Raw genomic sequence first — 11,993 nt, forward strand, 5'->3', positions numbered from 1 at the left:
TGTGGATGCCACCGAATCGTGAACGGTTAGTCGTTCAAGCCGACGAAGTGCCCGTTCGTGTAGATAGCTAGTTTTTCAGCGTACTCGGCTCCAGCCCCTTGGTCGAAACCTTGGTCGAACCAAAGCCGCGACCATACTTAGGATCGAGGATCATGGGCGGAATCCGGCTGCGTGTAAAGAAGTTGACGTCTTCTTTCTGGCGATCGACTTGCTGTTGAATCGTCTCGTCGCCACTGACAAACATGCCTGGCCCGGTGGAGGTTTGGTTGAGCCAGATCGTGTCCTCTCCGATCGTCAAATCCAACTTCGAGATGATCGGCGTATAGGTGACTGTCTCGGGGGCTCGGGTAAAACCGAAGAAGCGATACGTCCGCGTGATCGATTCGCCTCGCTTGATTTCCGCGTGCATGATTGCGTCGTAGTTGTCTTGGTTCAGCTCCCAGCCGTTCTCTTGGATCTTGGCCACCAAGGCATTGTAAACCGTTGGGTTGTATTGATCGCCGCAGCGAACTTCCAGGCGGACCTTGCTGCCAGGCTTGAGCACGACCAGATCTTCACGAGAAACCCCTTCCACCTTTTCGCGGACGTTCGGTCCCGGAAGTTTGACGTTACCCACGGCCAAGCCAGCACGTACGCCGTTGGACATAAGTTCGGCACCATACACAAGGTGACCATTAAGCACGCCCATCGTTTGGCGTCCTTCCGATTCCTTCACGGCGGTGACCGTACCATGTTCCAGGTGGTAATTCCAAATGGCGATCCCTTCGTTCAGATCGTACAAGATCATCTCCATGAAGTTCTTGATCATGAGCATGTCGTTGTTAACCCAATACATTTCCTTCGCCATCGAACCGCCGATCGACTCGGCCGGATGCGCAACCGGTTCGGCGCTGGGATCGGTAAGATTCCAGATCGTCAGCGTGTTCTCTTCCAGGGTCGCCAGCTTCGAACCGTCTTCGCTGGGCGTGGCCAGCTTAATGGGGTTCTCGGTAATCAGCTTGGTGATTGTCGTTCCGGTCATGGCGTCGAAGATACGAACGCTTTTGTTCTCGACCAGAAAACCATACTTGGCCGTTCCACTGAGCGTAGGTGGGGTCGACCACGTGTTGTCTTGGAAGATGCGGTAGGCGACCGACTTGTTGGCGACATCCCAGCCGACGTACTGCTTGTCGGCAAAGCGATGCAGCACCAGATCTCCACTGATTAAACGCGCCCAAGGCTCTTTATCGTAGCCATCTTCCGGGTAAGCTTCCCAGCTGATAATCGGCTTCACCGATTCATCGGTCGGCATCACTTCCCAGATCGAAAGTTGGCACTTCCGGCGGCCGAAGGTGGTGACGATGCGGCCGTAGCGATACGTCAGCAGTCGGCGCGAAGCAGGATGGTAGTCCAACACCATTTCGCCGTCAGGCAGCGCCTGTTCTTTGGTGATTTTCTTGTCCTTCAGCGAAATCCAAGCGATGCGCGAACGATCGATTTCGTCCGTCTTGCGAGGATCGACCGGGTACTCGGCCGAGATCAGCACTAGCCCGCTGGGGCCACCGATTGGCTGAATCAGGCCGAACTGTTCCTTTTCGTAATGCTTGCCAAAGCCAACACCGCCGACGGGAATCACCATGTAGGAAGGAAGCGGATCGGCCAGAATGGCGATGCGTTCTTCGGCGAGACCAACACTACCAAACGCGTTGAGGTTTTCGTTATCCGTGCCAGCAAAACGAATCGGTTCGATTGGGTCAGGCGACGGTGTGGCGCGGATGCCCATCTCGGCCTTCATGCGTTCGATCAGTCGCTGGTCGGCGTCGGCCAGTTTGGCGATCGGAACTTCTATCTCCGACATGTCTTCGCGGCGTAGACGAATCTTGTCCTCGACCACCCCCAGCGGAGCGGCCATGATCTTGAAGGTGCCGCTCGTATCGGTCCAGGTTCGTGCCGGGCCGATGGCACCATCTTCGTAAGCAAAGCGAACGATCTTCGGCTGGTAGACTTCACGGCGAAGGCTGCCGTAGGCGGCGGTTTCAATCAGCAACTCACCACGGCGATTGATATCGACCACCGTGCCGTTCTTCCACTCTTTTCGCCAGTCGTCGTAAACCTGGACGACATCACCGACTTTGAACTTGCCAGCTTCAACGGCCAAGGGAAGCAGCAGCAACAGAAGAGGGACAAAGAGCCATGCCCGGAATTTACTTTTGTGATTCATCAGATTGATCATGCCCGTGGCGATTAGGACGTAAATAAAGGTATGCCAAGAGGATGTGGTTGGAGGCGGGAAGGCGCGCGGGATCGCCTAAAGATGGTCCAACCGATTTGCCAAGTCTCTATTCCTGCGGCTATCGGGGGGGGAGTGGCCATCCCCGTCTTTATTATGGCAACGATAATGCCTTGTGTCAGCCGGAATCTTGTGGATTTGACCAAACTCAAACAAAACCCTTACCGTTTACTATGAAATTGACGAGTCACCACAAAAAAAGGATCTGGCCGAACCAGATCCTTTTTTTGTTTTCTGAGGTTTTGCTGGTTGGGATTAACCAGGCATTTGGCTGCTCAAGCCGCCAGCGGCCGGCACGTAGCACAGCTTGGTGTAGTCGGCCACCATGCGGTGGGCACTGAAACGCCAGGCTGAAGTGCTGATGCTGTACATCATGCGTTTGATCCAGCCCCGCGGCAGGCCGTCGACGTCGCGATCGTAGTACAGCGGAATGACTTCGTTTTCCAGCACCTTGTACAGGTCTTCCGCGTCGCGGGCGTCCTGCTTGGCGACATCGGTGTGTGTACGGCCGGTGCCGATGGCGAAGCCGTTACGACCATCGTAGGCTTCTGCCCACCAACCGTCGAGGATCGAGCAGTTCAACCCGCCGTTGAGCACGACCTTCTGGCCCGAGGTACCAGAGGCTTCCAGCGGCTGTCGTGGGTTGTTCAGCCAGACGTCCACACCTTGGATCAGGTGACGGGCAACGTTGATGTCATAGTCTTCGATGAACACGATCTTGTCGCGGAATTCGGGATCGTGACGCAGGTTGTGGATCTTTTTGATCTTGGCCTTGCCGGGTTCATCTTTCGGGTGAGCTTTACCGCTGAAGATGAACTGCACCGGACGCTTTGGATCGCTCATCATTTCGATCAGGCGATCGACGTCGGTCATGAACAAGTCCGCTCGCTTGTAGGTGGCAAAACGACGTGCGAACCCGATCGTCAAGACGTTCGGATCCAGCACGGTTCGTGCGCGTTCTACGGCATCATCGCTTTCACCTCGGCGACGACATTGACGCGAGATACGACGACGCACGAACTGCAACAGCAGGTTCTTCAGCGTGGCATGCGTTTCCCACAATTCGCCGGGATCGACATCGTGGATGTATTGCCAAACGTCCGATTCGCCCATGCGTTGGTACCAACCGCTGGGGAAGTGACGATCGTACAATTGCAGCATCTGCCAGGCGATCCACGATGGGATGTGCACACCGTTGGTGATGTGGCCGATTGGAATCTCTTCCTCGACACGCCATGGCCAGAGGTGAGCCCACATGCTGCGCGAGACATGTCCGTGAAGCTGGCTCACGGCGTTGGCTCGGCGCGAGGCCTTGAGGCCGAGCACCGTCATGCAGAACGTTTCGTGCTGATTGTTGGTATCGACACGTCCCATGCCCATCAGTTGTTCGTGCGAGATCCCGATCGATTCTCGCAGGACGCCCAGATGTTCTTCGATCAAACCGGCATCGAAGCGGTCGTGACCGGCAGGCACTGGGGTATGGGTGGTGAAAACGGTTCGCTTGGCGACTTCGCGAAGAGCGTCGTCGAAGCTCATGCCGTCTTCGTGCATGTGATCGCGAATGGCTTCTAGCGTGGCGAACGCGCTGTGACCTTCGTTCAAGTGATACACGCCTGGGGTAATGCCGAGGGCCTTGAGGGCTTTGATGCCGCCCACGCCGAGCACCATTTCCTGGCGGATACGGGTACGTTCGTCACCACCGTACAGACGGCTGGTCAGTTCGCGGTCTTCCGGGTTGTTCCCATCAACATCGCAGTCCAACAGGAACAGCGGCACGCGACCGACGTTCATTTGCCAGACCTTAGCAAGCAAGTTGCCACCCTTCATCTGAATGGTGACGGTGATCGGCTTGCCACTTGGGTCGGTCGCCGGCGTCATCGGCAGGTTCTCGACTTTGGTGTCGAGATATTCTTCGACCTGGTAGCCTTCGTCGTTGAGGAATTGCTTGAAGTAGCCTTGGTCATAGAACAGACCGATGGCCACCAGCGGAACACCTAATCCGCTGGCACTCTTGATATGGTCGCCGGACAAAACGCCCAGACCGCCCGAGTAAATCTGAATCGATTCGTGAATACCGAACTCGGCCGAGAAGTAAGCAACCGGCTTACCACCAAGCACGCCTGCGTGGGTATCGGCCCACGGGGTGCTGCTGACCATGTATTCTTTCAGGCGACGGTACGCGTGATTGATACGGCTATAAAGCACCATTTCCGCGACCCGCGTTTCGAGACGCTCTGGGGTGAACTCGCGGAGCAAGGCGATTGGGTTGTGGTCTAACTGTCGCCAGCGGATGGGATCGAGATCGCGGAACAGATTGAATACGTCCGGCTGCCAAGTCCACCAAAGATTATTGGCCAACGACATGCACTTCTCGTACAGCTTTTCAGCCGAGAGCTCGACGGGTGCTGTCACGTTATCGTCCTCGGTTCTTGTCATTTCAGCCTGGCTCATCTCAGTTACCTAACTGGTTGAAGATACAAGGGCTTTTGAATCCATGCACACTGGCAATGTAGCGAGTTGACTTCCGACACGCGACCCCTGCAAGCAAATGCATGGGGCTGTTTATGTAAGGAAATTCGTGCAAGCGTGTGATCATTCTCGATTCACTTCCCGCAATTCTTTCGTAGCTTGCCAGCTTGGCGTAGCTTACGGATGAAGTGTCAATTTTGGGAGATCAATTCCAAGGGCCAGTTATTGCACTGCTGCCTGATCGACCTTCCTCTGATCGCTTGCCACCATCGCATACACTGGGGATGATGGTTTCCATGAGATAGAAGATTATTGATCAAGCAAACCGAATGCCAACATGCCAGCGGTGCTGGCTCCTCGACCCTCTGATGGGGATGACGATGTCCGATAAAGAAATCATCTCGCCCGATTCAAGTAACCTTGCGGCTTTATGCGCGCAGCTAAGCCAAATGGCGAATTCTCTGCAGACGGCCCACGACTGGCCTGCCGAGCAGCTACTTAATTGTGCAAAGCACGGGGTTTTTCGTTGGTTCATCGCTCAAGAGCAGGGCGGGTTCGGCTGGTCAGGCGATGACGTCGTGCGGGGGTATCTCGAACTTTCGGCCGCTTGTTTGACCACTACGTTCGTCATTACGCAGCGTACGGGTGCCTGCCGAAGGATTGCTGCAAGTGAGAACGAACCCCTGAAGCAATCGCTGCTGCCTGATCTGCTGTCCGGAAAAACTTTTGCCACGGTGGGGATCTCTCATCTGACCACCAGCCGCCAGCACTTGAAAAAAACGGCTCTGTTGGCAACGGAAGTGGATGGGGGGTACAAGCTCGATGGTTACAGCCCGTGGGTCACCGGGGCGAAAGCGGCCGATACGTTGGTCATTGGTGCCAGCCTGGAAGATGGCCGACAAATGCTGTTGGCCGTGCCTGCGAAGGGAATTGGAATTGAGGTGGGTGCCCCTGCGGAACTCGTCGGACTGTCGGCCAGCCAAACTGGCCCGGTCAACTTCAAGGATGCATTTTGCCCACGCGAGTGGATCCTGGATGGTCCTCGTGAAGATGTCATGAAGAAAGGAAGTGGTGCGAACACCGGCGGTCTGGAGACCTCGACTCTGGCCGTTGGTCTTTCCATGGCTGCTTACCGTTTTCTGCTTGCTCAGCGCGAAAGTCGTAGCGAGTTCGCCCAGCCAACCGAGCACTTCGAGGCGGAACTCGAGGCCCTCAAGAGCGATCTACTGGCTGCCGCTGCCGGAGAACCACAGTGCGATCCGATGCAAATCCGCTCAAGAGCTAATAGCCTGGTCCTGCGAATCACGCAAGCCGCGCTCAGCTCGGCCAAGGGGGCCGGCTATCTGCAAAGCCACGATGTCGGACGCTGGTGCCGCGAGGCGTTGTTCTTCCTGGTCTGGAGTTGCCCGAGCAACGTCCTGTCTGCGAACCTCTGTGAACTTGCTAGAATCGAGGGATAGCTCCCCGAAACTTCATACATCTGTGTAAGTAATCGCCATGTCTGAAAACGTTGAAATCACCTGGCACGACCATCACGTCTCCCGCACCGATCGGGAGAAGCTGAACGGGCATGGAGGGGGTGTGCTTTGGTTTACGGGGCTCAGCGGCAGCGGCAAAAGCACCGTGGCCAATGCCGTCGATGGGAAGCTGCATCAGATGGGGATTCACACCTTCCTGCTCGATGGCGACAACGTCCGCCACGGGCTCAATGCCAGTAGCAAGATCCTGGAAGAGAGCTATTCGCCAGAGTATGCCCAGCGATTTGGTCTCGGATTCGGGGCTCAAGACCGGGCGGAGAACATCCGCCGCATTGGTGCCGTTGCGGATCTCTTCTGCCAGGCAGGCGTGTTGGTGCTGACCGCGTTTGTGAGTCCTTACCAGTCCGATCGAGACGCCGTGCGGCGAATTGTCGAATCGAGCGGAAGTGCCGGTGACTTTATCGAGGTGTTTGTTGATACGCCGCTAGCGGTGTGTGAACAACGCGATCCCAAAGGGCTCTACAAGAAAGCTCGGGCAGGCGAAATCAAAGGGTTTACCGGCATCGACGATCCCTACGAAGCCCCAGCCAAACCCGAAGTTCATCTGGCCGGTGGAGATTACACGCCGGATCAACTTGCCGATCAAGTGATCGCGCATCTTCGAGAGCAAGGGAAGTTGCCTCAGGTTTAACTTGACCATTTCTTGGTCAGGTCCTACAACTAATGGGTGCATCGCTGCTCTGATGAACACACCACGCGACGGATTTGCCGTAGCGATGCCCCATGCCCCACTCTCGCACATACTTCTTGGCCAGGCGCGAAAGTGCTGTTTTTTCGCGGTGATGGTCACCCCGTGAGGATTTACGGATGATTAGTTCCTCAATGAAAGATATCCGTTCGCGCGTCGTCACGGCGCTCGCGGCCAGCAGCAATCCCCGTTTACGCTTCATTCAAGTCGAACTCGACGAAGAACACGAGAACACGGTTTGCCTCAGCGGCCGAGTGGCCTCGTTCTATCAAAAGCAACTCGCCCAGGAACTGGTCCGTTCGATCGACAGCGACGTGGAAGTTCGCAATGATCTGCGTGTAGACGATTCTACCTGGTAGAAGATGCAATCACGCCGGAGCGTTCGCTTATGCCGCTCGGGATTGGTTTGCCGGCCCTGATCCGTAAGCTTGAAGTATTGCTTCGACTTCCAGTTCGTGTTCCCCTCTTTGAAATGGTACACTTCCGGTTCATCCTGGGTCATCGTTTCACGCTCTGGCTCGTGATTTTGCCTGTCTGTCGTTCATCTCAGAAAGTTGCATCTCATGATTAAGTCTGCTGCGCTGGTGTTGTCGCTACTAATCGCGTCGCACGCTCTTGCTGCCGATGACTATGTACTCACGGTCAATGGAAAGCCGTACGACATCGGGCTCGACTCGACGAAGGAGGTGACACTGCCAGGCGGCGAGGTTCTCAAAGTCGAATTGAAGATGAAAGACGAACTTCAATACGACCGCCCTTACTTTACCTTCAAGCACTCGAGCAAGTTCCGACCCAGCACGAGCGACTTAGGTGGCGGAGTACACCAAACTGTTCTCGCCACCCCTGAAGGGACGGGCGTATTCATTCAAGAATATGACAATACCGACCCAACGTTCCTGGTCGGCGCAATGTTGAACGAGCTAACAAAAGAAGAAGTCCAATACGGATACGCGTACAAAGACTCGACGGTATCGAAAAACGTTGGCAAGCTTGAAGCGAAGGGAAAGCAAGCCGTCACAACTTACAAGGACGACAATTGGGTCCGAGAAGTCTACTCGATCCCGGGGCGTGATTGTGGGCTGTTGATCTTCACACAAATCGAAACCAATGGCACTGCCAAGGAGCAAGAGGTGATCGATAAGTTCTGGAAATCCCTGGAAGTAAGAAAGCTGCGCTGAAGACTTGCTTAAGCAGTGCAGTGCACTCGCGAAACGCATGTCTGCGAAGGCGTTAGGGTGGCCGCTGTTGAAACGGGAGGCAGTATTAGGCTGCTCGCGTTTGATTCGCTTGCCAGTCGAGTTGTCGCTGGGCAGCCAACAGCACGTCATTCACCGCCAGATCTCGCATGCAGCGGTGATGTTTCAAGGGACATTCGCGCTGGGCACAAGGGGCGCAGTCGCTGCCAGCCGAGAGAATCAACTCGTACGGGTTGTAGTTCTCGGCCCAGCGAGGATCGGTCGGGCCGAAAATGGCAACCGATGGGATGTTGAACGCCGCCGCGAAGTGGCGTGGTCCTGAATCGGTGGTGATCATCAGCGCCGCCATGTTGATCACGGCTTTGCTCATGCCAATGGTCGGGTCTTCCGCGGCCAGGCTCCGTACGAACGGATGATTCACTTCGCGTTCGATCTGAGCGACTGTCTCACGCTCGCTGGGGCCACAAATCAGCAGCACCGCGTTGCGAGGGTCTTCGACTAAACGACGAGCCAGCGCTGTGTAGTAGTCGGCCGGCCAATGCTTCGCACCGCCATACGCACCGCCGGTGTTGAAGATGATCACGCGCCGCTCGAAGAAACGATATTGCCGCCAGATAACCTGGGCACGCAGGTCGTCGATATTGGTATAACCAAGTTCGCAGTGGCGCGAGCGAACTTCGTAGCCGGCAAGTTCTGCCAGCGCGAGATAGTAATCGACAGCCGAAACTGGTATCCGCTCGCCATTTTCCGTGGGTGGATCCAATGCATGCGTGAGCAAAGGACCGCGGCCGTAGCGGCGATAGCCGATGCGTTGCTTAACGCCGCCCAGATAGGCCAGACCGGCCGAACTGATCGAGTTGGGCAAAAGGATGGCCTGATCAAACCCGCGCCGTCGCATCTGCGAGGCAACGTTCAAGAACCGCTGATTCGGATTCTTTGCCTTCTTGGTCCACAGCATCACGTCGTCCAGCAGGCGACTACCGTCCAGCACATCTTGCACGTAGGGACGCATGATGCCGACCAGGCGATCGCCTGGGTTCAGGCCTTCGCGAATGGCTCGCAGGGTCGGCGTGGCCATGACCACGTCGCCGATCCAATTCGGTAATACGACCGCAATGTTTCGTGTGCCCGCCATGGCTCCACTCCTTGGAAACAGACTAAGCAGCAGCCGTGCGGCGAATGGTTTCGTTGGCCGCAACCTTCTGAATGATGTCGGTCGTCGAGAATCCACCGACGATATCGACCAGGCGAATCTCTCCGCCGTATTCCTGCAGAATGTCGTACCCGGGAATCTCTTCCGGTACGTAGTGTCCCCCTTTGACCAGGATGTCTGGGCGGACCGCTTTGATCAGGTCGTACGGCGTGTCTTCGCCGAATACCACCACGTAATCGACGCACGACAGCGCGGCGAGCATGGCCGAGCGTTCGGTCTCGCTGATGACGGGCCTGGTTGGGCCTTTCAGCTTCGAGACACTCGCATCGCTGTTCAGACCCACGACCAGCACTTCACCCATCTTGGAAGCTTCGGTCAGGTTGGTCACGTGGCCGAAGTGCAGCAGGTCGAAGCAGCCGTTGGTGAACACAATCTTCTCGCCGCGACGATGATGCTCTTCGGCGATCGCTGCGATCTGCTGGTGCGTGACAATCTTCTTCTGGCCAGGTAGTAGGTCGGTGCGAAGTTCGGCTTCGATCTCGGCCAGGGGAATCACGGCCACGCCTGACTTCTCGACTTCCAGACCGGCGGCCACGTTTGCCAGGCGAACCGAGTCTTCACGATCCAAACCACTGCCCAGGCAAGCGCCCAGCATGGCCAGAACCATGTCGCCGGCTCCGGTGATGTCGTACACGCTGCGGGCCTGGGTGGGGAAGTGGCACGAAACGCCATCGCGGCTGACCAAGGCCATGCCATCTCGATCGAGCGTGACGATCACGTCTTGCAGGTCCAGTTGTTGGCACAACTGGCTACCGGCGGCCGAGGCATCGGCAACCGTCTTCAGCGTAACGCCGCTGGCCAGTTCGGTTTCAATTCGGTTGGCTTTGAGCAGCGTCGCACCGCGGTAGCGTTCGTAGTCGTGTCCTCGCATCGGGTCGACCAGCGTTGGAATGTTGTGCTTGTTTGCCAGTTGAATGACCATCTGCAGCAGCTTCGGCGTGCAGACTCCCTTGGCATAGTCCGAGATCAAAATGACGTCGAAGTCTTCGATTTGATTCTCGATGCCGCTGTAGATCTTCTCGACGAGCCAGTCGGCGATCGCTTCGGTCTGTTCGTGATCGACGCGCAGGATTTGGCTTGGATGCCGCGACCCGGCTCGCCCGACGAAGCGTTCTTTCAGCGTCGTGGGCCTGGAGGCGTCGCAGGCAATCAGGCGAGTGTCGATGCCCGACTGCTGTGCGAGTTCCACCATCTGGCTGCCAGACTCGTCGCGGCCGTGGACGCCAGCGGCAACCACGTGGCAGTCGAGCCCTCGCAGCATATTGCAGACGTTGGCTGCCCCGCCCAGGCGTAGTTCCTGCTCGTCGGCATGCAGCACGATCACCGGCGATTCCTGGCTGATTCGCTGAGCGTTGCCGTAGGTGTAGCGGTCGAGGATCATGTCCCCCAAGACCAGAACCTTGGCAGGACGCATCGATTTAAACGCTTGCAAGAGCGGGGGGAGGCTCACGGCTCGTCTTCCTTGACGCGGCTTTTAATCGGAAAACCCAGGCCAACTCCGATCCATGGACAGCCCAGGCAAGGTGTATCGGACCCTGGTTATACCCAGAATGGTGAACTGGGCAAATAGAGAACCTGACAGCAAAGGATTTGGCACAACCTTTGAGGGACGCTCGATGTTTGAGAAGGCTCTTAGCCCTGTAAGGCCTTAAGAGGTGCTAGCACCCAAAATCGCTCCGACCTGGTTGACCACCTGGCGGCAGCTGACCGCCGCCATTTTGAAGTTAGTGTGGTCCGAGATCTCAGGCTGGATCTCCTCGAACAGTTCGCACGCTTTGCGCAGCTTGCTGAATTTCTTCTTCGCTTGCTTCAGATACGTGGCCGAGTCATTCGCTTGAACCGCCGGCCCTAGGGCCAGCATGTAGTCGTACAGCGTCCGGGCGACCTGTTGCAGCTCTTCGTCTTCTTCCGTTTCCTCGGCATGCTTGAGGAACGTACGCACCATCCACAGGTGGGCCATCTGCAAGTCGATGGCCTCCATCTGGGAGTGCGGCGAAAGGGACGATTCACTCATCGCTTCACGAGACCTTCGTACTTACTTGCCGTCGGCTTCCGATTTGCCGGTTAGCTTTTCCAAGGCACTGGGCTGCTTGGTCGGATCGGCCTTGCTGACCTCTTCGGTCTTCGGCTCGGCGTGGGCCGACTTCTGCGGCGGAGCGCCCTTGGGGGCGAAGATCAGCACCGTCACGGCACCAGCGATCGTCATGATGATCCCGGCGTAGAAGACCGGACCAGCTTCATTCCACAGGTTCTTGGTGAACAGCGAGATGATCGTCGTCACGATCGGAGCGAAGCCGAACACCAGCGGCATCACGATCCAGGGCTTGCCGCCGTTGGTCAATGCGAGAATCAGACCGAACGCACCAAACGTTCCGCAGGTACCGGCGATAAAGCTCCACGAGAACCCGCTGAAGGTCCAATCGGTGGTGAACTTGCCTTGGGCGATCAGAATGGCCGATGGAATGATCACCGCCACTACCAGATAGGCCAGGCCGACGCAGATCAACGGCTTAATGCGATCGTTGCCCAGGTAATGCTGTCCTTCGTGCAGAACAGGTCCGTAGCTTCCCCAGGCCAGTGCCGTTAACGCGATACCGCAGATGACGAAAATAAAATGCAT

At 56.7% G+C, this 11,993-nt stretch carries 10 protein-coding genes; 4 read left to right on the plus strand and 6 right to left on the minus strand.

What is annotated here, in order from left to right; genetic code table 11:
• Positions 1-67: 67 nt before the first annotated feature.
• Together C5Y96_RS03585 and glgP are read right to left on the minus strand one after the other, a co-directional pair.
• Positions 68-2,200 (minus strand): SHD1 domain-containing protein, encoded by a 2,133-nt coding sequence (locus tag C5Y96_RS03585; RefSeq protein ID WP_158261080.1) that lies wholly within the window; start codon positions 2,198-2,200, stop codon positions 68-70.
• A 324-nt stretch (positions 2,201-2,524) separates the two neighbouring features.
• Positions 2,525-4,720 (minus strand): alpha-glucan family phosphorylase, encoded by a 2,196-nt coding sequence (gene glgP / locus C5Y96_RS03590; RefSeq protein WP_105350168.1) that lies wholly within the window; start codon positions 4,718-4,720, stop codon positions 2,525-2,527.
• Positions 4,721-5,118: 398 nt separating this feature from the next.
• Here glgP and C5Y96_RS03595 point away from each other — a divergent pair, with 398 nt between their 5' ends.
• From C5Y96_RS03595 to C5Y96_RS03615, 4 genes are all read left to right on the plus strand, one after another.
• A complete protein-coding gene (locus C5Y96_RS03595; RefSeq protein WP_105350898.1) occupies positions 5,119-6,198 on the plus strand; it encodes an acyl-CoA dehydrogenase family protein in 1,080 nt (359 codons plus the stop codon).
• 37 nt (positions 6,199-6,235) lie between these two features.
• A complete protein-coding gene (cysC, locus tag C5Y96_RS03600; RefSeq protein ID WP_105350169.1) occupies positions 6,236-6,907 on the plus strand; it encodes an adenylyl-sulfate kinase in 672 nt (223 codons plus the stop codon).
• Between the two features lie 176 nt (positions 6,908-7,083).
• Positions 7,084-7,323 carry a BON domain-containing protein gene (locus C5Y96_RS03605; protein ID WP_105350170.1) on the plus strand — a complete coding sequence of 80 codons (240 nt, stop codon included), beginning with the start codon at positions 7,084-7,086 and terminating at the stop codon, positions 7,321-7,323.
• 204 nt (positions 7,324-7,527) lie between these two features.
• Positions 7,528-8,142, plus strand: a complete 615-nt coding sequence (locus tag C5Y96_RS03615) for a hypothetical protein (RefSeq protein ID WP_105350172.1) — start codon at positions 7,528-7,530, stop codon at positions 8,140-8,142.
• 85 nt (positions 8,143-8,227) lie between these two features.
• Here C5Y96_RS03615 and waaF read toward each other — a convergent pair whose 3' ends face one another.
• The 4 genes from waaF to C5Y96_RS03635 all read right to left on the minus strand — a co-directional run bounded on the left by waaF (position 8,228) and on the right by C5Y96_RS03635 (position 11,993).
• A complete protein-coding gene (gene waaF / locus C5Y96_RS03620) occupies positions 8,228-9,295 on the minus strand; it encodes a lipopolysaccharide heptosyltransferase II (protein ID WP_105350173.1) in 1,068 nt (355 codons plus the stop codon).
• A gap of 22 nt (positions 9,296-9,317) precedes the next feature.
• On the minus strand, positions 9,318-10,823 hold the full coding sequence (gene rfaE2, locus C5Y96_RS03625) for a D-glycero-beta-D-manno-heptose 1-phosphate adenylyltransferase (protein WP_233198755.1): 1,506 nt from the start codon (positions 10,821-10,823) through the stop codon (positions 9,318-9,320).
• 198 nt (positions 10,824-11,021) lie between these two features.
• Entirely contained in the window at positions 11,022-11,387 is a 366-nt protein-coding gene (locus C5Y96_RS03630; RefSeq protein WP_105350174.1) for an amidohydrolase, read from the minus strand.
• 21 nt (positions 11,388-11,408) lie between these two features.
• Positions 11,409-11,993 carry a hypothetical protein gene (locus C5Y96_RS03635; RefSeq protein WP_105350175.1) on the minus strand — a complete coding sequence of 195 codons (585 nt, stop codon included), beginning with the start codon at positions 11,991-11,993 and terminating at the stop codon, positions 11,409-11,411.

This window comes from Blastopirellula marina (assembly GCF_002967715.1).
Classification (GTDB): Bacteria; Planctomycetota; Planctomycetia; order Pirellulales; family Pirellulaceae; genus Bremerella; species Bremerella marina_B.

What these genes read in the sequence shown, in the direction of transcription:
- glgP (WP_105350168.1), bottom strand. Translation starts at nt 4,720, where the DNA reads ATGAGCCAGGCTGAAATGACAAGAACCGAGGACGATAACGTGACAGCA.
- waaF (WP_105350173.1), bottom strand. Translation starts at nt 9,295, where the DNA reads ATGGCGGGCACACGAAACATTGCGGTCGTATTACCGAATTGGATCGGC.
- cysC (WP_105350169.1), top strand. Translation starts at nt 6,236, where the DNA reads ATGTCTGAAAACGTTGAAATCACCTGGCACGACCATCACGTCTCCCGC.
- C5Y96_RS03585 (WP_158261080.1), bottom strand. Translation starts at nt 2,200, where the DNA reads ATGAATCACAAAAGTAAATTCCGGGCATGGCTCTTTGTCCCTCTTCTG.
- C5Y96_RS03595 (WP_105350898.1), top strand. Translation starts at nt 5,119, where the DNA reads ATGTCCGATAAAGAAATCATCTCGCCCGATTCAAGTAACCTTGCGGCT.
- C5Y96_RS03615 (WP_105350172.1), top strand. Translation starts at nt 7,528, where the DNA reads ATGATTAAGTCTGCTGCGCTGGTGTTGTCGCTACTAATCGCGTCGCAC.
- C5Y96_RS03635 (WP_105350175.1), bottom strand. Translation starts at nt 11,993, where the DNA reads ATGCATTTTATTTTCGTCATCTGCGGTATCGCGTTAACGGCACTGGCC.
- C5Y96_RS03605 (WP_105350170.1), top strand. Translation starts at nt 7,084, where the DNA reads ATGATTAGTTCCTCAATGAAAGATATCCGTTCGCGCGTCGTCACGGCG.
- C5Y96_RS03630 (WP_105350174.1), bottom strand. Translation starts at nt 11,387, where the DNA reads ATGAGTGAATCGTCCCTTTCGCCGCACTCCCAGATGGAGGCCATCGAC.